20 protein-coding genes are annotated in these 19,736 nt (G+C 59.1%); 7 read left to right on the top strand and 13 right to left on the bottom strand.

Features of this window, described 5'->3' with window-relative positions:
• The first annotated feature begins 98 nt into the window (after positions 1 to 98).
• Both DWV43_RS03715 and DWV43_RS03710 read left to right on the top strand, forming a co-directional pair.
• Complete coding sequence (locus tag DWV43_RS03715; RefSeq protein WP_117817175.1) at positions 99 to 896, top strand: ThiF family adenylyltransferase; 798 nt, start codon at positions 99 to 101, stop codon at positions 894 to 896.
• A gap of 14 nt (positions 897 to 910) precedes the next feature.
• Complete coding sequence (locus tag DWV43_RS03710; protein ID WP_117817174.1) at positions 911 to 1,693, top strand: TatD family hydrolase; 783 nt, start codon at positions 911 to 913, stop codon at positions 1,691 to 1,693.
• A 264-nt stretch (positions 1,694 to 1,957) separates the two neighbouring features.
• Here the strand turns inward: DWV43_RS03710 and DWV43_RS03705 are convergent, their stop codons facing one another.
• From DWV43_RS03705 to DWV43_RS03690, 4 genes are all read right to left on the bottom strand, one after another.
• Positions 1,958 to 2,617 carry an HAD family phosphatase gene (locus DWV43_RS03705; protein ID WP_316242816.1) on the bottom strand — a complete coding sequence of 220 codons (660 nt, stop codon included), beginning with the start codon at positions 2,615 to 2,617 and terminating at the stop codon, positions 1,958 to 1,960.
• A gap of 64 nt (positions 2,618 to 2,681) precedes the next feature.
• Positions 2,682 to 3,524, bottom strand: coding sequence for a Cof-type HAD-IIB family hydrolase (locus DWV43_RS03700; protein WP_117803851.1), 843 nt, complete (start codon positions 3,522 to 3,524; stop codon positions 2,682 to 2,684).
• Positions 3,525 to 3,760: 236 nt separating this feature from the next.
• Positions 3,761 to 5,455 carry a glucose-6-phosphate isomerase gene (gene pgi / locus DWV43_RS03695; RefSeq protein WP_117817172.1) on the bottom strand — a complete coding sequence of 565 codons (1,695 nt, stop codon included), beginning with the start codon at positions 5,453 to 5,455 and terminating at the stop codon, positions 3,761 to 3,763.
• A gap of 199 nt (positions 5,456 to 5,654) precedes the next feature.
• Positions 5,655 to 6,179 (bottom strand): iron-containing alcohol dehydrogenase, encoded by a 525-nt coding sequence (locus DWV43_RS03690; protein WP_158551284.1) that lies wholly within the window; start codon positions 6,177 to 6,179, stop codon positions 5,655 to 5,657.
• Positions 6,180 to 6,402: 223 nt separating this feature from the next.
• Between DWV43_RS03690 and DWV43_RS03685 the strand changes: the two genes are divergently transcribed.
• Both DWV43_RS03685 and DWV43_RS03680 read left to right on the top strand, forming a co-directional pair.
• Entirely contained in the window at positions 6,403 to 7,917 is a 1,515-nt protein-coding gene (locus DWV43_RS03685; RefSeq protein WP_117817171.1) for a DNA repair protein, read from the top strand.
• Complete coding sequence (locus DWV43_RS03680; RefSeq protein WP_233539199.1) at positions 7,910 to 8,335, top strand: hypothetical protein; 426 nt, start codon at positions 7,910 to 7,912, stop codon at positions 8,333 to 8,335. The genes DWV43_RS03685 and DWV43_RS03680 overlap by 8 nt, the downstream gene beginning before the upstream one ends.
• Before the next feature lie 26 nt (positions 8,336 to 8,361).
• Here DWV43_RS03680 and DWV43_RS03675 read toward each other — a convergent pair whose 3' ends face one another.
• Complete coding sequence (locus DWV43_RS03675; RefSeq protein ID WP_117776448.1) at positions 8,362 to 8,745, bottom strand: heavy-metal-associated domain-containing protein; 384 nt, start codon at positions 8,743 to 8,745, stop codon at positions 8,362 to 8,364.
• Between the two features lie 176 nt (positions 8,746 to 8,921).
• On the opposite strand from DWV43_RS03675, the gene DWV43_RS03670 reads away from it, so the two are divergent.
• Entirely contained in the window at positions 8,922 to 9,626 is a 705-nt protein-coding gene (locus DWV43_RS03670) for a DUF3793 family protein (RefSeq protein WP_158551283.1), read from the top strand.
• A gap of 46 nt (positions 9,627 to 9,672) precedes the next feature.
• Positions 9,673 to 10,092, top strand: a complete 420-nt coding sequence (locus DWV43_RS03665; RefSeq protein WP_117637467.1) for a flavodoxin — start codon at positions 9,673 to 9,675, stop codon at positions 10,090 to 10,092.
• A 117-nt stretch (positions 10,093 to 10,209) separates the two neighbouring features.
• On the opposite strand, the gene DWV43_RS03660 is transcribed toward DWV43_RS03665, so the two are convergent.
• The 5 genes from DWV43_RS03660 to DWV43_RS03640 form a co-directional block, all read right to left on the bottom strand.
• Positions 10,210 to 10,962 carry an amino acid ABC transporter ATP-binding protein gene (locus tag DWV43_RS03660; protein ID WP_117629740.1) on the bottom strand — a complete coding sequence of 251 codons (753 nt, stop codon included), beginning with the start codon at positions 10,960 to 10,962 and terminating at the stop codon, positions 10,210 to 10,212.
• A gap of 12 nt (positions 10,963 to 10,974) precedes the next feature.
• The gene (locus DWV43_RS03655; protein WP_233539198.1) at positions 10,975 to 12,336 is read right to left on the bottom strand and encodes an ABC transporter permease subunit; all 1,362 of its coding nucleotides are present in this window, start codon (positions 12,334 to 12,336) and stop codon (positions 10,975 to 10,977) included.
• Between the two features lie 116 nt (positions 12,337 to 12,452).
• Entirely contained in the window at positions 12,453 to 13,313 is an 861-nt protein-coding gene (locus DWV43_RS03650; RefSeq protein ID WP_117629739.1) for an ABC transporter substrate-binding protein, read from the bottom strand.
• 147 nt (positions 13,314 to 13,460) lie between these two features.
• Positions 13,461 to 14,327, bottom strand: coding sequence for a deoxyribonuclease IV (locus DWV43_RS03645; protein WP_117716548.1), 867 nt, complete (start codon positions 14,325 to 14,327; stop codon positions 13,461 to 13,463).
• A 98-nt stretch (positions 14,328 to 14,425) separates the two neighbouring features.
• Positions 14,426 to 15,613: an aldo/keto reductase gene (locus DWV43_RS03640; RefSeq protein ID WP_117817169.1), complete on the bottom strand. Its 1,188-nt coding sequence runs from the start codon at positions 15,611 to 15,613 to the stop codon at positions 14,426 to 14,428.
• 261 nt (positions 15,614 to 15,874) lie between these two features.
• Here DWV43_RS03640 and DWV43_RS03635 point away from each other — a divergent pair, with 261 nt between their 5' ends.
• The gene (locus DWV43_RS03635) at positions 15,875 to 16,789 is read left to right on the top strand and encodes a ketopantoate reductase family protein (RefSeq protein WP_233539197.1); all 915 of its coding nucleotides are present in this window, start codon (positions 15,875 to 15,877) and stop codon (positions 16,787 to 16,789) included.
• 107 nt (positions 16,790 to 16,896) lie between these two features.
• Here DWV43_RS03635 and DWV43_RS03630 read toward each other — a convergent pair whose 3' ends face one another.
• From DWV43_RS03630 to DWV43_RS03620, 3 genes are all read right to left on the bottom strand, one after another.
• Complete coding sequence (locus DWV43_RS03630) at positions 16,897 to 17,103, bottom strand: hypothetical protein (RefSeq protein WP_117817167.1); 207 nt, start codon at positions 17,101 to 17,103, stop codon at positions 16,897 to 16,899.
• A gap of 187 nt (positions 17,104 to 17,290) precedes the next feature.
• Positions 17,291 to 18,067 carry a hypothetical protein gene (locus tag DWV43_RS03625; protein ID WP_117817166.1) on the bottom strand — a complete coding sequence of 259 codons (777 nt, stop codon included), beginning with the start codon at positions 18,065 to 18,067 and terminating at the stop codon, positions 17,291 to 17,293.
• A 312-nt stretch (positions 18,068 to 18,379) separates the two neighbouring features.
• Positions 18,380 to 19,690: an O-acetylhomoserine aminocarboxypropyltransferase/cysteine synthase family protein gene (locus DWV43_RS03620; protein ID WP_117817165.1), complete on the bottom strand. Its 1,311-nt coding sequence runs from the start codon at positions 19,688 to 19,690 to the stop codon at positions 18,380 to 18,382.
• Positions 19,691 to 19,736 lie beyond the last annotated feature (46 nt).

Raw genomic sequence — 19,736 nt, 5'->3', positions numbered from 1 at the left:
CCTCATTTCAACAAGCCCCTAGGGCTCAAATGGAATCGCGATAATACCTATAATGGCGATAGCTAAAACACGATTCGCTTCCCCATCGGAGGATGTCTATGACCGAAACCACAGCCGCAACTCCCAACGAGACGCGCGATGCCAAGCTCGAGATCATCATGGGCCGCGAGGCACTCGACAAGCTCGCCGATGCCACGGTGCTGGTACTCGGCTGCGGAGGTGTGGGCTCCAACTGCTGCGAGGCACTCGCCCGCGGCGGCATTGGTCATTTTGTAATTCTGGACAAGGACATCATCGCGCCCAGCAATATCAATCGCCAGGCCATCGCCTTTCACAGCACCATCGGCAAGCGCAAGGTCGATGTTATGGAAGCCATGATCCACGATATCAATCCTGCCGCCACCGTTATCAAACGTACCGAATACCTGCTGAGCGACAACATCGATGATTTCTTCGCGAGCGTTTTGGAGCAGACGGGCGGCAAGCTCGACTACGTCGTCGACGCCATCGACACCATCTCGGCCAAGCTCACCATTGCCAAATATGCTCAGGACCACGGCATTCGTTTGGTTAGTTCCATGGGCGGGGCCAACAAGCTCCATCCCGAGTGCCTGCGCTTTGCCGACATCTTCGATACGGTACGTGACCCCATGAGCCGCATTATGCGCAAAGAATGTAAGAAGCGCGGAATCAAGAGCCTACATGTACTGTTTAGCTGCGAGGAATCGGTTAAGACACAGCCCCGCGACCCTTCCAACATCCACGAGCGCACCGAGCTGGGAACTGCCAGCTTTATGCCGCCCATCATGGGTCAGATGATTGCCGGCGAGGTTATCCGCCAGATCAGCGGGCGCGGCACCGAGCGTGTGCGCGCCGATGGTCAGCGCTTGGACTAGCAGGATGCCTTGCGATGGAACCGCAATTCTTTGACACGCATTGTCATCTTGATTTGATGCTCAGCCCCGATGCTGCAGCCAGTGAGTCGGCGGCGTTGGGTCTGGGGCTCTTTGACTGCGGGGTCGACCCACGCGACTTCGCGGCAGCAAAAAAGCGGGCCAGCCGATACCCAAACATTATCGCGGGCGCCGGCCTCCATCCCTGGTGGCTCGCCGACGGCCGCTGCGGTCCTGCCGAAGTCAATCTGCTTTGCGAAGTTGCTGACCAAGAACGCTATATCGGCGAGGTAGGAATCGACTTTTCCGCGCGCTTTGCCGGAAGCGAACCGCTTCAAATACAGGCACTTGACCGTCTCTGCGATGCACTCGTGCAGCACCCTCTCGCCGGGCGCGTGATATCAATTCACGCTGTTCGTTCGGCAGGAACCGTACTGGACGCCCTTGAGTCATATGGATTACTCACCCCAAGCCCCAACTCCCCCGCCATCATCTTCCACTGGTTTAGCGGCACCTCGAACGAGTTCGACCGTGCGCGAAACGCAGGCTGCTATTTTTCCGTGAACGAGCGGATGCTCGCTACCAAGCGCGGTCGTGAATACGCCCGACAGATCCCACTCGACCGTCTGCTGCTCGAAACCGACGCTCCAGCCGAACTGCAAGCAGATGCAAGCGCGCGACAGCTCATCACATCGCTAAAAAGCGCCTCCCTGCACATCGCCGAACTTAAAAACTGCGCCGAGGAGAGCGTCGAATCAACCGTTTTAAGAAATTCGCACTCCATATTTGACTTCAACTGACCCCGGTGGGCAAAAAACGCCAAATATGAGTACTGCTGCAAAGCTAGTAGCATTATATTGTGACAAAAGAACGCCTTGATAATGTACAGATGTTCATTATCAAGGCGTTTTAGCATGGCTAAAGCCATATTTAACAGGTTATAATCGCCCCCAGGCGCTCAACCAGGGCCTTAAAAGCATAATTTCCCTGTTACTAAATTAGTGACAGTACTCATATTTGGCATTTTTTGTCCACGAACCCCTAAAGAGCCTCCAACAGACCCCCTAAGAAAGCTCAAGCAGCTCGGGCAGCTGGTCGATAATCTTGTCCGCGGCATCCTGGCTAAAGCCAAAGCGCTCCTCGCGCTTGGCAACGACCGTCAGGCCGGCTCGCTTGCCGGCAGTGATGCCAGGCACCGAATCCTCAACGCAGCAGCAGCGATTCGCGGGCAGCCCCAGCAGGTCCAGCGCATGCAGGTAGATGTCGGGCTCGGGCTTACTCTCCTTAAACTGCTCGCCGCTCACCACATACTCAAAGGCATCCGACAGCCCGCACGCGTTGAGCACTTCCTCGATGCTATCCATGGGAGACGAGCTGGCAAGCGCCACGCGAACGCCACGGCGCGGCAGCTCTCGAATCGTATCCACAGCGCCTGGGTTAATCAAAGCCTGATAGTCGCGCGGACGCTTATGCGCCCACTCGTCCCAACGGGCCAACGCTTCCTCGCCAGTGAAATGCCCCTTACCGGCGCGCTCAAACCAATCGACCAGCATATGCAGGAAGAACTGATGCGAGGTACCGACTTGCCCATTCAACTCCTCTTGAGTCAGGTTAAGCCCAAGCTCCTTGGCAAACGCGGCAGTCTCGCCCAGGTAGTAATACTCGGTATCGACAATGACACCGTCCATGTCAAAGATAACGGCGTCGAACGGAAATGCGGACACGGCACCCTCCCTAACAAAAGGGCGCCCGCAAGCAGGCGCCCAAACCATGCATTAATCGGCGATTCTAACCCAGCAGCTTATCCAGCGCCACTGCAATACCGTCTTCGTTGTTATTGGCGGTTACCATCTGGGCAACTGCCTTAACCTCATCGACGGCGTTGCCCATGGCAACACCGGTGCCGGCCCACTCAATCATGGACTTGTCGTTCTGGCCGTCGCCAAACGAGACGACCTCGCTGGCATCGATACCGAGCTTGGGCAGGGCACCCTCGAGCGCACGGGCTTTGTCGATACCGGGCGCCGTGTACTCAAAGTACCAGTCGGCCGTAAACATGCCCGAAAGCGTCTGGGTAAAGGGCGCATACATCTCCTCGTAATGCGCCTGCAGGTAGGTCGGATCACCCGCCGTCAGCAGCTTGTCCACGGGATAAGTGTCCACGACCTCATGCAAGCTCTCGACCTCGCGAATCTTAAGATCGCACGCATCGCGCTCATACTTGACGATATTCTTCTGCAAGCCGTCAGGCAGCGTGATCATGCAATGGTACGAGTCCTCGACGTGCAAATCGCGACCGAGCGAAATCATAGGGATCACGTCGAAATTGCGCAGATGATCAATCAGACGGTGCAGCTCGTCAGCCGGCATGGCCTGGTCAAAAAGGACCTCATCGGTCTGAGCGTCGACCACATGCGCGCCATTAAAGGCAACTAGCAGACCGTCATGGTTTTGAAGGTCGAGCTCCTGCGCCAAGGCGTGCAACCCCCATGCGGGACGGCCCGAAGCCAAGATGAGCTTAATGCCCGACTCCTGCGTCGCGAGCAGCTTCTCGCGCGTACGCGGGCTGATGACCTTTTGATCGTTGGTGAGCGTACCGTCGATATCCATTGCGATGGCTTTGATTGCCATATATGCCTCCCTGTCATTGAACAACCTTGTCTGAGCCATCATACAGAACACCCACGGCGGCGCTGTTTGCAACGGGAAAAATGTCATATTGTCCCAAACATGAACGGCGCGCCTTCGACGATTGCGATGCCCGTCGAGGCGCCTCCCGATACATTCCATCCTATCCAAATAGCAAGGGGCTCGTATCCCAACGGATACGGGCCCCTTTCAGCCATAAGCCAACTCAGCCGTAAAGACTACTTGCGATGAGCGCGATAGAACTCGATGAGCGCCTGGGTCGAAGCGTCCTGCTCGGCCTTGGCGGCGTCGTCGTGGAAGGCCGGGGTGATCTGCTTGGCAAGCTGCTTGCCCAGCTCGACGCCCCACTGGTCGTAGGAGTCGATGCCCCAGACCGTGCCCTCGACAAACGTGATGTGCTCGTACAGGGCGATGAGCTCGCCGAGTGCGAACGGGGTCAGCGTGTCGCCGAAGATCGAGGTCGTCGGACGGTTGCCCTCAAAGCAGCGGGCCGGGACGATCTGCTCGGGCGTGCCCTCGGCACGAACCTCGTCGGCCGTCTTACCAAAGGCGAGCGCCTTGGTCTGGGCCAGGAAGTTGCCCAGGAACAGCTCGTGGACGTCCTGGCCGCTGTCGGTTGCGGGGTTGGCAGTGTTGGCGAAAGCGATAAAGTCGGCCGGGACCACCACGGTGCCCTGGTGCAGCAGCTGGTAGAAGGCGTGCTGACCGTTGGTACCGGGCTCGCCCCAGAAGATCTCACCGGTATCGGAGGTCACAGCGCTGCCGTCCCAGCGGACGTGCTTGCCGTTGGACTCCATGGTGAGCTGCTGCAGGTAGGCCGGGAAACGGTGCAGGTACTGGCAGTACGGCAGCACGGCGTGGCTCTTGGAACCGAAGAAGTTGACATACCAGACGTTGAGCAGGCCCATCAGCGCGACGGCGTTGTTCTCGAGCGGCGTGTTGCAGAAGTACTCGTCGATGGCGTGGAAGCCCTCAAGGAACTGCTGGAAACGCTCGGGGCCGAGCACGACGATCAGCGACAGGCCCACGGCGGAGTCGACGGAGTAGCGGCCGCCGACCCAGTTCCAGAAACCAAAGGCGTTGGCCGGATCGATACCGAAGGCCTCGACCTTGTCGAGTGCAGTGGAGACGGCAACGAAGTGCTTGGCCACGGCCTCGGCGTTCTGCTCATCGGAGCCGTCGATGGCGCCCTGGGCCTTGAGCTGCTCGAGCATCCAAGTCTTGACCTCGCGAGCGTTCGTGAGGGTCTCGAGCGTGGTGAAGGTCTTGGAGACGATGATCACGAGCGTGGTCTCGGGATCCAGGCCCTTGAGCTTCTCGGCCTGGTCATTGGGGTCGATATTGGAGATGTAGCGGCAATCGATACCGGCGTCGGCATAGGGACGCAGAGCCTCGTAAGCCATGACCGGGCCCAGGTCGGAACCGCCGATGCCGATGGACACCAGGTGCTCGATCTTCTTGCCGGTAACGCCCTTCCACTCACCGGAGCGCACGCGCTCGGCGAAAGCATACATGCGATCGAGGACCTCGTGCACGTCGGCGACGACGTCCTGGCCGTCAACGATGAGCTGGCCTTTCTCGCTCGCCGGACGGCGCAGCGCGGTGTGCAGGACGGCGCGGTCCTCGGTGGTGTTGATGTGCTCGCCGGAGAACATGGCGTCGCGGCGCTCCTCGAGCTTCACCTCGCGGGCAAGATCGCACAGCAGCTTGACGGTCTCATCGGTCACCAGGTTCTTGGACAGATCGAAGTGCAGGTCACCGGCGTCAAAGCTCAGCTTGTTCACGCGCTCGGCATCGGCGGCGAACCAGGCCTTGAGGTCGATACCTTCGGCCTCGAGCTTCTCCTGATGAGCCTCGAGCGCCTTCCAAGCGGCAGTCGACGTAGCATCGATAGGTGCGGCAACAGTTGCCATAGAGTCCTCCTCAGCATACGAGCGCACGCCTCCATGCGCCCGGACATTCAGATGCCACTATTCTAGCGCAGGTCAAGACTATAATCAGCGAGCGTTGCCAATCGGCCCCCAAACGGCAACCGACCAAAAAGGGACAGGTTTATTTTGGCAGGTCAAACGCTTTACCTACCAAAATAAACCCATCCCTTTATGGTAAATATTAGGCCGCGGCGCACACGCTGCCGAGCAGCTCGCGCAAGGGCGAGCCGATACCCTCCAGCAGTTCGGGGGCGATGATGGCGAAAACGGGAACCTCGCCGGCGCCCACAACGGCGGGCACTTTTCCCTCGGAGACGATGCATCCGTAGGGAACAAAGCCGTCCTCGCCGGCATCGAGCACGGCCATGCGACGAGCGAGTTCGCGCGCAAAGCCCGCCGTATCGGCATCGCCGATCGCCAGGACAAAGTCCACGCCCTCATCGGTCGCCAGGGCTACGGCCTCATCGACCAAATCGTCTCCCCCGTCGCCCCCGACCAAGCCGCAACGAAAGAGCACGCGTTCGAGCAGGGCGCGATCGAGCGAGCCCAGCGCCGCCGAAACGAGCTCATCACGCGTGTGCTTGTCGCCTCCCAGCACGACCAGTGTCTTGGTGCCGCCATAGTGGGCAACCAATCGCCCGCACCAGCGAGCCACGTCCCCATCCGCAACCAAGCGCGTCGGCATACCAAACCCATAGTTAACCATTATCCCCACAACCCTTCCGTGCTTTATGGTGGCATCAATCGTTAGTCTCATGCTACGAAGCAAGCTTTTCCGAGCTGTTTCGCGCTCTTTAGGGCTGCGTTAAAAACCCGATGCAGCCGCACGACCATACCTGCCAAATAGGGACAGATTTTGACGGCGTCCGGTCGAGCAGGTATTATCGAACAGGTATTCGATAAGAACATGTGTTTGATGGGAGGCACGGATGGCGCACGAGCAGCACACCTACATCTGCATCGACCTCAAGACGTTTTACGCCAGTGTCGAGTGCGTCGATCGTGGGCTCGATCCGCTCACCACCAACCTGGTCGTTGCCGACGAATCGCGCGGACGCACGACTATCTGTCTCGCTATCACGCAGGCTATGAAGGATCTAGGGATTCACAACCGCTGTCGCCTGTTCGAAATACCCGATGGTATCGACTACATTAAGGCCGTACCGCGCATGCAGCACTACATGGAGGTGTCGGCGCAGATCTACGGTATCTACCTGGAATACGTCAGTCCGCAAGACGTTCACGTCTACTCAATTGACGAGTGCTTTATCGACGTGACACCCTATCTGGACCTCTATCACACCGATGCGGAAGGCTTCGCCCGTATGTTGCGCGATGAGGTCCTCGCGCGCACCGGCATCACGGCGACGGTCGGCATCGGCCCCAACCTATTCCAGGCCAAGGTAGCACTCGATATCACCGCCAAGCATGTGCCCAGTCGCATCGGCACACTCGACGACGAGACCTTTCGCAAGGAGATCTGGCCCCATCGTCCCATCACCGATATCTGGGGTATCGGCCCCGGTGTGGCAGCCCGACTCGAAAAGTATGGTGTCTACGACCTGATGGGGGTCGCGGCGCTCGACGAAAACCTGCTCTACGACGAGCTCGGCGTCAATGCCGAGTATCTTATCGACCACGCCTTCGGGCGCGAGCCGACAACCATCGCCGATATCCAAGCCTATCGCCCGCAAGCGACTTCGACCACCACAGGACAGGTGCTCTCGAAGGGTTATGCCTATGAGCAGGCCTACACCGTCTTGCGCGAGATGGTCGACAACGCCGTGTTGGACCTAGTCGATAAGCACGTGGTCTGCGACAGCATCTCGCTCTTTGTGGGTTATGCGAGCGAACGAGCCGACATACGCCGCCTCGACGCCAGCGGCACGGCGCAGTATATAGACGGCTGCGGACACCTGCGCTCGAGCACCTCGGACATCGAGCCCGCAGCGACCGACGGCCCCGAGCTCGCGCCCCGTGCGCCCAAGCCCGTCCAGCGCGATGACGAACGGCGCCGCCTGGTGCGGGAGGTGCGGGAGGTGCAGGCAATCGATGGCATCTTTGTGGGAGAGCACGGCGGCAAACCGCGCGGTGGCTATGCTGCACTCTTTGCACACTCAAACGCCTCGCGAAAGCTGCCCGAGCGCACCAATTCGTTTAAGAAGATCATGGGCTATTTCGATGAGCTCTGGGCGCAGACTGTCGATCCCAAACGACCGGTCAAGCGCATCAACCTGGGATTTGGCAACCTCATGCCGGAGGAGTTTGCCACCATCGATCTATTTAGCGATGTCGAGGCCGATGAGCGCGAGCGCGACCTGGCGCGCGCCGTCCTGGCCGTGAAGGGCAAGTACGGCAAGAACGCGCTCATCAAGGGATTAAGCTTCACCGCCGGCGCCACCGCACGCGAACGCAACGATCAGGTAGGAGGACATCGTGCCTAAGTCCCAACAACAGCCGATGCGGCCACCGACGCCTTTTGAACGCCTAGCGGACCCCGAGGGAAGACGTCGCTCCGCCGACCCCAAGCTCACCGCTAACGGCGCCGTCCGTGCCGGCCGTGCCGCGCAGTTTATGCCCTTTGCCGCCCTCACGGGATACTACGAGCTTGTGCGCAAACAAGAGATCACTGTTGAGCCCAAATGCGAACTCACAGAAGAAAAAGCCCTCGCGCTTTCTAAAAAGCTCGAGGGTCTCAAACGTGGCGACTTGATTCGTGTCACCTATTACGATACATACGGCTATCGCAGCCGCACCGGCATCCTCGACGAGGCGCTCCCCGCCTTCAAGCTCCTCAAACTCCGAGACATCGCCATCGACTTCGACGACATCCAAGACATCGAACTGCGCGGACGAGCCTAGCCAAGGCAGCGCATCCAGGGCGGCGCTTACAGCGTCATGACGTAGTAGCCCGCGTCTTTCACGGCCGTCTCGAGGACACCACGATCAACCGGCTGCTTAGAGCGCACGCGTGCCGTGTGGTCCGCATACGTCACCGTTGCCCACACGCCATCCAGCGCATTGAGGGCATTGGCTACGTTCTGAGCGCAGCCGTCACAGCTCATGCCGCCGATGAGCAGCTCATCGCTATAGGGATAGTGTGACGCATCGGTATCCACCACAACAACCTTTTTGGCCTTCTTGCCGCTCGTACCATCGCTGCAGCAACTCTTCCCGTGTGTCGAAGCGGCAATGCGACGCAGTCCAAAAAACATGCCGACGGCAATGACGGCCAGCACGATGAGATTCGCAGGGTTGAGCACGTCGTCCATGCGATCCCCTTTCTCCAAACTCTTATACCTATACCCCCATGGGGTGTTCCCATCTTACTCCAAACTCGTGTCGGTTCGGTCAATTAGTTTCCCGCTTCAAACTTTTTTGTTGACCTTGGCTTACTTTCGTGTATAAGTTTTCCTAGGCTAACAACTGAGGACCCGAAAGGAGCATCGTGACTCGAACCATTGACATCCCAACATACCAAACGGCTGTCGTGCGCAACTGCTCCCCTACGCTCGCAGGTATCAAGCCGGCTTCGCTCTTTACCTATCCCGGCGTTTACGCCAACCAAGGCGGAAAACCCGGCGCCGCCCATATCGAAGAGCGACGCTCTCGCCTGCTCGCGGTCATTGCCCAATGCAACCGCGAACTCCAGCCACTCGGGATCCATATGAGCGTTTTGGTCTGGCGCCCCTGCGGAGCGCTCATCTATGTGTACCGCCCTGCGGACCTCATGCGATACCTCTCCGACCCCCGCGCCACGACGGCGCTTACCGCCGAAGGTTACGATGTCCACAACCTGCCCGCATCCCTGGTGCATCTCGCCGCGCGCATCACGCTGGCAAGCAGCAATGCCGCAGAAAGCGCCTATGACAGCAGCGTCTGCGCACTCGCGCGAAATAGGCACTGCGATACGGGGTGCATGTGCGAGTTCCCCCACGAAATTGGCTATTTTTTGGGCTATCCCTACGAAGATGTCCATCAGTTTATCGTCCAGCACGGCGAAAACTATAAGGTCTTTGGCGCATGGAAGGTATACACAAACGTTGAGCAGGCGCTCACGACCTTCGATTCCTATCGCGCATGCACGCAATACCTTACGTACATCTATCAACAGGGCTGCACCCTGGGACAACTTGTCCAGGCAACCCGATAGAGCATACAAAACGCGGCCGCACGCCGCACAACCGAAAGGAAAACATATGAGCAAGATCGCAGTCGTCTACTGGAGCGGCACGGGCAATACCGAGGCCATGGCAAACCTCGTCGCCGAAGGCGCCACGTCCGCGGGTGCCGAGACCGAGGTCATCCCCTGCGCCGACTTCTCTGCCGACAGGGCCGCCGACTACGACGCCTTCGCCTTCGGCTGCCCCGCCATGGGCTCCGAGGAACTCGAGTACGATGAGTTCCAGCCGATGTGGGACGAGGTCAAGGAGGTTCTCGGCGACAAGAAGGTCGTCCTCTTTGGCTCCTATTCGTGGGCCGAGGGCGAGTGGATGGACAACTGGAAGGCCGACGCCGACGAGGCGGGCGTCAACGTCGTCGATTCCGTCATCTGCTACGACGCTCCCGACGATGAGGGCGAGGCGGCCTGCCGCGCCCTTGGAGCCGAGCTCGCCTAGCGGCAATGAGCTCCGCCCATAACGAGCTCTGCACCAAAACACATTCGCATCCCAACAAAAACGGGAGCCGGATCACATCCGGCTCCCGTTTTCTGTTATGTCAGTCATATAAAGCGGCTACGAGATATTTCCCAAGAACGCCTTGGTGCGCTCGCTCTTGGGGTGGTCGAAGACCTCGCTCGGCGTACCCTCTTCCACGATAACGCCGCCGTCCATAAAGACGACGCGGTCGGCGACGTCGCGGGCAAAGCCCATCTCATGCGTCACGACGATCATGGTCATACCGTCACGTGCAAGATCGCGCATAACGCCAAGAACGTCGCGAACCAGCTCGGGGTCGAGCGCCGACGTGGCCTCGTCAAAGAGCATGACGTGAGGGTTCATCGACAGGGCGCGGGCGATGGCAACGCGCTGCTGCTGGCCACCCGAGAGCTGGCTCGGCATAAAGTCGATGCGCTCGGCAAGACCGACCTTGGTCAGCTCCTCGATAGCGATTTTCTCGGCCTCTTCCTTGCTGCGCTTGAGTACCTTTTGCTGTGCGAGCATGACGTTCTTTTTGACTGACAGGTGCGGGAACAAATTGAACTGCTGGAACACCATACCCAGATGCGTACGTACCTTGTTAAGGTCGACGCCCTTGGCGCAAACGTCCACGCCCTCAACGACGATCGAGCCGCTCGTGGGATGCTCCAGACGATTGATGCAGCGAAGCATCGTCGACTTGCCCGAGCCCGAAGGACCCAGGACTACGACGACCTCGCCCTTGTGCACATCCAGATCGATATCGCGCAGGACCACGTTATCGCCGAAGGCCTTCTGGAGGTTCTTGATGCTGACGACGACCTCGTTCGAGTTATTGGTTTCGCTCATGATAGGACCTCCTTACAGACCGGCGATGTGGTCGGCGGGCGTCGCGACGACCTGTCCAGCGCTCTTGGCGGGACGCTTCTTCTTGGTTTCGGCCGTCCCCAGAAGCCTCGCCTCAAGACCGCTCACCAAGCGAGCAAGCGGCAGGGTGATGACCAGGTAGAACAGGGCGGCAACCACATACGGCGTAATGGAACCCGTCGTGGCCACGATGGTACGGGCGTTCATGACGATCTCGACCACGCCCACGGCCGCGAGCAGCGACGTATCCTTGTAAAGCAGGATGAACTCACTGGTCAGCGTAGGCAGGACATTGCGGAACGTCTGCGGAATCATAACGTAGAGCAGCGTCTGGAAGGCGTTCATGCCCAGCGAGCGCGCGGCCTCGTTCTGGCCCTTGGGGATCGACTGAATACCGGCGCGGAAGATCTCGCACAGGTAGGCGGACGAGTTCATGGCCATGACGATGACGCCCAGCACATAATCGTCAACCTTGACGCCGGCCAGCGGCAGGCCAAAGAACGCGATGTAGATCTGCAGGAACGCCGGCGTACCGCGGATGATATTCACATAGATGCCGGCAAGGCAACGCAGGATGCGCGACTTGGAGATGCGCATGAGTGACAAGGCAAAGCCAAAGGGAATGGCCAACGGAAATGCCACGAGCACGATCGAGAGCGACATGAGGAAGCCTTTGAATACGATCGGCAGGCTCTGAACCAAAATGACCGGGTTCAGGAACAGGCGAAGGAACATGTTGGAATTCCATGCCTCGACCCACGGCTGCTCCTTAAGGTCGGCCAGGAAGTTATCGAATGCCGTCACGCCCTTAATCTCGACGGAAGGAATCTTAGAAATCTTCTTGGTTGAACCGTCGGCGAGCGTATAGGTGCCGCTGAAGGCCTCATCGCCGCCCTCGACGGGAAACGTCACGCCGTAAACCTCGACACGGAAAAAGCCTCCGGCAGGCGCCGTCTCGCCAAAGTCGATCTTGAGCGTCTGGCCGTCAGCCTTGCACGTGGGCTTCATGGGCGTACGATCCATGAGGTCCTCGCCCGAGAGCATCGTCAATCGCGTGTCATCGGTACCAAACGTCGTGCCGTCGACAAACGTCAGCGAAAGACCGCTCAGCTCCTCGTCGGCATCGGCCTGAACTTCCCAGGTAATGCGCGTCTCGGTGCCGCCGACCACAGCGCTGCCCGAACCGGTGTTGGGTCGGGCAGTAATCTTTGCGGTCTCAAGCGCCTGGGCGGTCGTGGGCGCATATGCCCCCGCGCACACCAGCGCGAGCGCCACGGCCATGACGCAGGATAGCTTTTGGAGCAAGGCGGGCAGTGAAAAACGCTGCTCCGTGGCCCCTTTGTTCAGTCGAGACAAGGTGGCTCCTATCGTAGAAGTTGCCGACAAAACGAGACGGAAACGCTCTCCGTCAAGAGAGGCGCAAAGGCCCTCTCCGCAAAACGGAAAGGGCCCGCGCGCAATCAAGCATTAATTTACTTGATGTTGTACTTAGCCATGAGGGCGTCAACGGTACCGTCGTCGGTCAGGTCCTTGATGGCCTGGTTGATGTCGTCCTTGAGCTTGGTGTTGCCCTGGTTGATGGCGATGGCGTACTCCTCGCCGGTGCTGACCTGCTTGATGGTCTGGCAGGTGTTGAACTGCTCGGCGGTCAGCTGGCTGGCAACGGAGCGGTTGGTGACTACGGCATCGCCCTTATCGGACTGCAGGGCGCTGAAGCACTCGGTGGCGTCCTTGTAGGGAACGATCTTAGCCTTGGGGAAGTTTTCCTGAGCAAAGGCCTCGGCGGTCGATCCAGACTGGACGATGATGGTAGCGTCGGCGTTGTTGAGCTTCTCGCTGTAGTTGTCGGCCGTGATGTCGGTGTTATCGACCTTGGTCACGATAGCCTGATCGTCCATGTAGTAGGAATCGGAGAAAGTGACTTCCTTCTCACGCTCGGGCGTGTCGGTGATAGCCGCGATGGAAACGTCATACTTGGCGCCCGAAGCGACACCCGGAACCAGCGTGTCAAAGTCATTGTTGACGTACTCGACATCCAGGCCCAGCTTGTCGCCGATAGCCTTGATAAGCTCAAGGTCAAAGCCCTGATAATCGCCGTTGTCATCCTTGTACTCAAACGGAGCGTACTCGGCAGAGGTGCCGACGGTCAGCGTACCGTCCTTGACGAGCGCGTACTCCTTGGAGCCGTCGACCTTCTCGACCTTAGCGTCGTCAGAGCTGCTGGAACCGGCATCAGAACCAGAGGTGGCGTTGGACGAGCCGCAGCCCGTCAGTGCGAGGGCGAGTGCCATGGCGCCCGTGGCGGCAAATGCGCCAAGCTTCTTCAGCTTCATAATCAGTCTCCTTCCGGTGACCCCGTTTGATTCAGAGGTCTGCAAAAACTGTTGGATATTATGCGCCCGTTTGGAAGAATCCGCAATTAGAAAACTGATTGAAACAAACCCATAACGTGAATGGAACACTCCACTTTATGACAGTCATTACTGCTGCAATGACCTTAACAGTTTGATTTCAGCCGCATAACCTGCAAGTTCGTTCGGTGTCTCCAAAATGAATGGCAATGCGCGCAAGCGGCCATTCGATACAATATTCTGCATAACCTGCATACCGCCGCCAAACTCCTCGCTGCCAAGGTAGCCCTTGCCGATGCACTCGTGACGATCTTTATGGGCACCACTGGGGTTCTTCGAATCGTTGATGTGTACGGCACGCAAGCGGTCGATACCCACCACGCGGTCGAACTCGTCGAGTACGCCGTCCAGATCATGGATGATGTCGTAGCCGGCATCGCTCACATGGCAGGTGTCCAGACACACGCCCAGCTTGTCCGATAGCTCTGGACGCCTGGCGGCAGCACCCTCGATAATGCGCGCCAGCTCTTCAAAGCTACGGCCCACCTCGGTACCCTTTCCCGCCATGGTCTCGAGCAGCACCGTCGTCTGCTGCCCCTCAAACATCACCTGACACAAGGTGTCGACGATCATCTGAATGCCGGCATCAGTCCCCTGCCCCACATGCGCGCCGGGGTGGAAGTTGTAGTAGTTGCCGGGCAGCGCTTCCAGACGCTGCAAGTCCTCGGCCATTGCCTCCAAGGCAAACTCGCGTGCCCGCTCTTTGGCAGAACAGGGGTTGTAGGTATAGGGGGCATGAGCCACAAGCGGGCCAAAGTCGTTTTTCTCCATAAGCTCGCGCAGGGCCGCCACGTCATCCATGTCAAGATCTTTCGCCTTGCCGCCGCGCGGGTTGCGCGTGAAGAATGCAAAGGTGTTGGCGCCAATGGATAGCGCCGTCTCCCCCATCGCCCGATAGCCCTTCGTCGTCGAAAGATGACACCCAATCGTCAGCATCTCCAGCTCCCCCTCATCAGTTGCGGTGAAATAGTTCCTGTCGATGCCCTATTCTGCCGCAAACAGGAACTATTCCACCGCAACTTATAAAAGGGGCATCAGGAACGCGTTTTGCAAAAGGCTTTAAGCGCGGCCGTTACGGGGCCAGGCTGGAAACGTCGGCGCACATCGTCGAGACGCTCAGGAATATCGATGTGCTGCGGGCAGTGACGTGCGCATTTGCCGCATTTGACGCAATTGCTCACCAACTTGGGCTCACTCGTCCGCACCGCGCTCGCCGTAAAATACTGCGACAGGCCCGTAAACCAGCTGTGCGCATAGCTTGCGTTGTAGGCGGCGAAACACCCAGGGATATTGATGCCTTTGGGACACGGCATGCAGTAGCCGCAGCCCGTACAGGGCACGCGATTCGATTTCTCAAACTCTCCCAGCACACGCGCGATGGTATCGAGCTGCTCTGTCGTCATCGAATTCGGCAGTGCGCGATCCGCCAATGCCGCGTTCTCGTCCACCTGCGCGGTATCGGTCATGCCCGAAAGCAGCATCGTGACTTGAGGATGGTTCCACACCCACGAAAGGCCCCAGGCGGCAGGAGTGCGCAAATGCGGGTCAGGGGCGCCATCGAGCACAGCGCGGGCCCGCGGCGGCAGCTTGCCCGCTAAACGCCCACCCAGCAGCGGCTCCATCACAAACACCGCGAGCCCGCGCTCCGCAGCCGCCATGAGTCCCGCCGTTCCCGCTTGGTAGCGCTCTCCAGCGTAGTTGTACTGGATCTGGCAAAAATCCCAGTCATACGCGTCAAGCATCGTGAGGAAGTCCGCCGCACTGCCGTGGTACGAAAAACCTATCTGGCGAATACGCCCCGCAGCCTTTTGGTGCGCAATCCAGTCCTCGATGCCCAACGCCAACACGCGCTCCCACTGGGCGGGCGAGGTGATGTTGTGCATAAGGTAGTAGTCGATATGGTCGGTCCGCAAACGGTGCAGCTGCTCGTCAAAAAAGCGGTCGAAATCCTCCGCACATTTGCACGAAGCGTGCGACAACTTAGTCGCCAGCAACACCCGGTCACGCAGCCCCAAGCGCTCAAGTGAGGCGCCCACGCACACCTCGTTACCGGGATAAAGATACGCAGTATCCAGATAATTAATCCCCTGTTCCACCGCACGGGAAATGATGGCATCGGCCGTCTTCGCATCGGGGTGTCCCGGCGCACCGGGAAATCTCATGCAGCCCAGACCCAGAGCAGATATTCGGTTACCACTTTTGGGGTCAACGCGGTATTGCACGGCCCCTCCTTTCGCCATCAGCGCCCCGGCAAGACGAAACACAATGGTCACGCGGCCGAAACATCGTGGAATCGCAATCGAGAACGTATCGTAACGCAGCAGAAATCGAGCTGTCACGGCACCGCTTTAACATCAGCAAAAAGCCCGATGAAAGGAGCAACAAACAAATACGGCCATCCGGTGCACGCAGCATGGTCCGGCAGCATACAATCCATCAGGCGCCCCTTACGCGGGCGCCTTTTATATGGGGAGATGATTCGCATGCAGATCAACAAGATCGCCTTTATCGGCAAGGGCGGCGTCGGCCTGCTCTACGGCAGCATGATTGCCAAGGCCCTCGGCAATGACGCCGTCGAATACGTTATGGATGACGCCCGTTTTGAGCGTCACGCAAACGATGCGCTCACCGTCAACGGCAAGCCCTGTGCGCTCAAGTCCGTCCGCGCCAGCAAGGCAACGCCCGCCGATCTGGTCATCCTGACGGTCAAGACCACCGGTCTCGACCAAGCACTCAAGACTATGGAGCGCGTCGTGGGACCCAATACGCTCATCGCCTCGCTGTGCAACGGCATCACGAGCGAGCAAAAGATTGCCGAGCGCTTTGGCTGGGAGCATACCGTTCTTGGTATTTGCCAGGGTATGGACGCCGTGTTCCTCAACGGAGAGCTCACCTTTACCAACACGGGCGAAATCCGCTTTGGCGCGGCGGCCGGTACGGACCCCGCAACCATCACCGCAATCGACGAGCTCTACACGCGCTGCGGCATCGCCCATACCGTCGAGAGCGACATTGCGCACCGCATGTGGGCCAAACTCATGCTCAACGACGGCATCAACCAGACCTGCATGGCCTACGGCGGCACGTACGGAAGTGCCACGGAGCCGGGCTCCGAGCAGCGTCGCTGCCTTGTTTCCGCCATGCGCGAAACGCTTGCGGTCGCCAACGCCGAGGGCGTTGAGCTGACCGAGGCAGACCTGACGCAGATGGTGCACCTCATCGAAGGAATCGATCCCGCCGGCATGCCCTCGATGGCGCAAGACCGCGTCGCGCGGCGCAAAACCGAGGTCGAGGAGTTCGCCGGCACCATCTGCCGTCTGGCGGCCAAGCACGATATCCAGGCGCCGCAGAACGAATGGCTCTATCAGCGCATTCGCGATATCGAGGCAAGCTGGTAGCGCCCGACTCACCACGTCAACAGACTCAACAGCAAAGCCGCCGCAAGGGCACTCCCCTTACGGCGGCTTTCATCTTCATCTATAACCAGTAGTCGATGTCCCGACGGTTAGAGCTGCGACTCCGAGGCCTGGCCCTCATCGTCGCGACAAAGGACTACACCCGCGCTTCCCAGCAGTGCGGCTACGATCAGCGCACCGACCACGATTGGAGCAGCCCCACAAGAACCCTGCATGCCCGCGACGAGCGCGGTCGTAGGACCAAGACAACCAAGCACCAATGCGACGGCGGCGACGGCGATATCTCGAGCGTTCACAAGACCACATCCTCCAAGAGAAAGACCTTATTTCTCATGAACTAGTGTGCCCCGCGCCCATATGCGCGGCGTACCGCCACGGTAAGCGCTCTGTTAACTCAAACACGCACAAAAAACGAACGCCCTTACGTTGCCCAAAGGCTCGGTAAAGACGCCCGCCCGTCATGTCCTATTGGCTTATGGCAGATTACCAGCCAGTGTAGTAGTCGGTGGTTCCGGCAGCGCAGCCGGAGTCATAGACCTTGCACTCGCCCTTGGAACCGGTAAACGTAGAGCCTTGGGCCTTATCGCCCGCGGCAACGACGTAGTAACCATCGGAATCGCGCCAAAAGCCCTCGGAATCCTGCGTCCACTCGCCCGTGCGGTGGTGATACAACACGTTGCTGCTGTAATAAGTCTCGCGGCGGCCGTTATAGTTATTGACGCCGCTCAAGCGCGTCAGACCCGAGCCGTTCGCGTAATACGCAGCAGACGCGTAAGACGAGCCGGAGCCGGCGTTGCAATATGAAGCCTGAACGGCCTCGGCGGCCTCGGCTTCGGCTGCGGCAGCCTCGAGCGCCTCGCGCTTGGCATCCTCAAGCGTAGAGCGAAGCTCGTCGAGCTCGGTCGACTTAGCGTCGACCTCCCCCATCGTCAACAGGCTACCCGCACCGTCGATGCAACCCTGCAACACAGCGCGCTCGTCATCGGTAGCATAGTCGCCATACATATTCATAATGATCTGAGCGCGCATCTCCAGGGAATCGCGCTTTGCCCCCATCGAGGCGTTCCACTCCTGCATAGAGCCATAACCGTCGCCGCGGTAGTCGACGGGCTGCACCAGCGTCGCCTCGGACGGCGCAGATCCGACCGTATCGGATAGTGTTGCCGCGTGGGCATCAGTTGCGCCGGCGCCCGCCAAAAGTGCCACGGTCAGAGCGGCGGAAAGGGCGGCGGCTTTCGGTTTTCGTGAATCGATCCTCATGTAGCTGGAAACCTCCGTAGTGCGTTTTTGCTGCGTTTGAGCTGCGTGTGATTTAATCGCGCTGCATAGTACCCCGAGCAAATCGCGACCTGCGGTTTTACTCAAAAGGCGCACGTCAATTGCGTAAAACTCACATCCTCTCAACAGGAGTTTTCCACATCTCGATTGCATAAAGCGTGTCAAAAACCCTGTTTTTGCACCCTCTCTATGCAAAAACGACGCCTGTGCAACCATTGTTCGCACAGGCGCCTTGAGCAGGCATTTTATGCAGTTATACCTATCGAGTCGCAAGGGGTCCTTGCACAAGTCGCCTTACTCGTCCAGCGCGGCAAAGGCCTGCTTCAGATCCCAAATGATATCCTCGGCGTTCTCGGTACCGATGGAAAGACGGATCGTGGAGGGCGTGATGTTCTGCTCGGCGAGCTCCTCGGCAGAGAGCTGGGAGTGCGTGGTGGTAGCCGGGTGCACGACGAGCGACTTGACGTCGGCCACGTTGGCGAGCAGCGAGAACACCTGCAGATGATCGATGAACTTCCATGCAGCCTCCTGGCCACCCTTAATCTCAAAGGTAAAGATCGAAGCACCGCCACGGGGGAAGTACTTCTGATAGAGCTCGTGATCGGGGTGCTCAGGCAGGCTCGGGTGATTCACCTTGGCGACGTGGCTGTCGCCAGCCAGGAACTCAACGACCTTCTTGGTGTTCTCGACATGACGGTCGACGCGCAGCGACAGAGTCTCAGTGCCCTGGAGCAGGACCCAGGCGTTGAACGGGCTGATGCAGGCGCCCTCGTCACGCAGCAGGATAGCGCGGACATAGGTTGCGAAGGCGATGGGACCGGCAGCCTCGGCAAACGAAACACCATGGTAGGAGGGGTTGGGCTCAGCGATCTGGGCGTACTTGCCACTCGCCTTCCAATCGAAGTTACCGCCGTCGACGATCACACCGCCCAGCGAGGTACCGTGGCCGCCGATGAACTTAGTTGCGGAGTGGACGACGATGTTGGCGCCGTGCTCCAGCGGACGGAACAGATACGGGGTGCCGAAGGTGTTGTCGACGACAACCGGCAGACCGTGCTTCTTGGCAATCTCGGAGATGGCGTCGATGTTGGGGATGTCGGAGTTGGGGTTGCCGAGCGTCTCGAGATAGATGACCGTGGTGCCGTCCTTGATGGCACCCTCAACCTCTTCCAGGTTATGGGCATCGACAAACGTGGTCTCGACGCCAAACTGGGAGAGCGTATGCTCGAGCAGGTTGTAGGAGCCACCGTAGATGGTCTTCTGAGCCACCACGTGGTCACCAGCCTGGGCAAGAGCCTGCAGGGTATAGGTGATGGCAGCGGCACCGGAGGCGACGGCAAGACCGGCCACGCCACCCTCGAGCGCGGCGATACGGTCCTCAAAGACGCCCTGGGTGGAGTTGGTCAGACGGCCGTAGATGTTACCGGCGTCGGCAAGACCAAAGCGGTCGGCGGCGTGCTGGGAGTTGCGGAACACATAGCTCGTGGTCTGGTAGATAGGCACGGCACGGGAGTCGGATGCGGGATCGGCGCTCTCCTGGCCAACGTGCAGCTGCAGGGTATCGAAACCAAAGGTGTGCTCGGGGTTGTTGATGAACCGGCTCATGATGATCTCCTTGATCGAACGAAAGTAAGTAAAAAGAGAGAAGTAA

Source organism: Collinsella sp. AF05-9 (assembly GCF_003465595.1).
In the GTDB taxonomy this organism is placed as follows: Bacteria; Actinomycetota; Coriobacteriia; order Coriobacteriales; family Coriobacteriaceae; genus Collinsella.
This window is presented reverse-complemented; position numbering and strand designations above follow the sequence as displayed.

Coding starts and splice junctions, on each gene's coding strand:
- DWV43_RS03650 (WP_117629739.1), bottom strand. CDS start 13,313: ATGAAGCTGAAGAAGCTTGGCGCATTTGCCGCCACGGGCGCCATGGCA.
- DWV43_RS03665 (WP_117637467.1), top strand. CDS start 9,673: ATGAGCAAGATCGCAGTCGTCTACTGGAGCGGCACGGGCAATACCGAG.
- DWV43_RS03660 (WP_117629740.1), bottom strand. CDS start 10,962: ATGAGCGAAACCAATAACTCGAACGAGGTCGTCGTCAGCATCAAGAAC.
- DWV43_RS03675 (WP_117776448.1), bottom strand. CDS start 8,745: ATGGACGACGTGCTCAACCCTGCGAATCTCATCGTGCTGGCCGTCATT.
- DWV43_RS03700 (WP_117803851.1), bottom strand. CDS start 3,524: ATGGCAATCAAAGCCATCGCAATGGATATCGACGGTACGCTCACCAAC.
- DWV43_RS03710 (WP_117817174.1), top strand. CDS start 911: ATGGAACCGCAATTCTTTGACACGCATTGTCATCTTGATTTGATGCTC.
- DWV43_RS03685 (WP_117817171.1), top strand. CDS start 6,403: ATGGCGCACGAGCAGCACACCTACATCTGCATCGACCTCAAGACGTTT.
- pgi (WP_117817172.1), bottom strand. CDS start 5,455: ATGGCAACTGTTGCCGCACCTATCGATGCTACGTCGACTGCCGCTTGG.
- DWV43_RS03635 (WP_233539197.1), top strand. CDS start 15,875: ATGCAGATCAACAAGATCGCCTTTATCGGCAAGGGCGGCGTCGGCCTG.
- DWV43_RS03715 (WP_117817175.1), top strand. CDS start 99: ATGACCGAAACCACAGCCGCAACTCCCAACGAGACGCGCGATGCCAAG.
- DWV43_RS03625 (WP_117817166.1), bottom strand. CDS start 18,067: ATGAGGATCGATTCACGAAAACCGAAAGCCGCCGCCCTTTCCGCCGCT.
- DWV43_RS03645 (WP_117716548.1), bottom strand. CDS start 14,327: ATGCTGACGATTGGGTGTCATCTTTCGACGACGAAGGGCTATCGGGCG.
- DWV43_RS03690 (WP_158551284.1), bottom strand. CDS start 6,179: ATGGTTAACTATGGGTTTGGTATGCCGACGCGCTTGGTTGCGGATGGG.
- DWV43_RS03620 (WP_117817165.1), bottom strand. CDS start 19,690: ATGAGCCGGTTCATCAACAACCCCGAGCACACCTTTGGTTTCGATACC.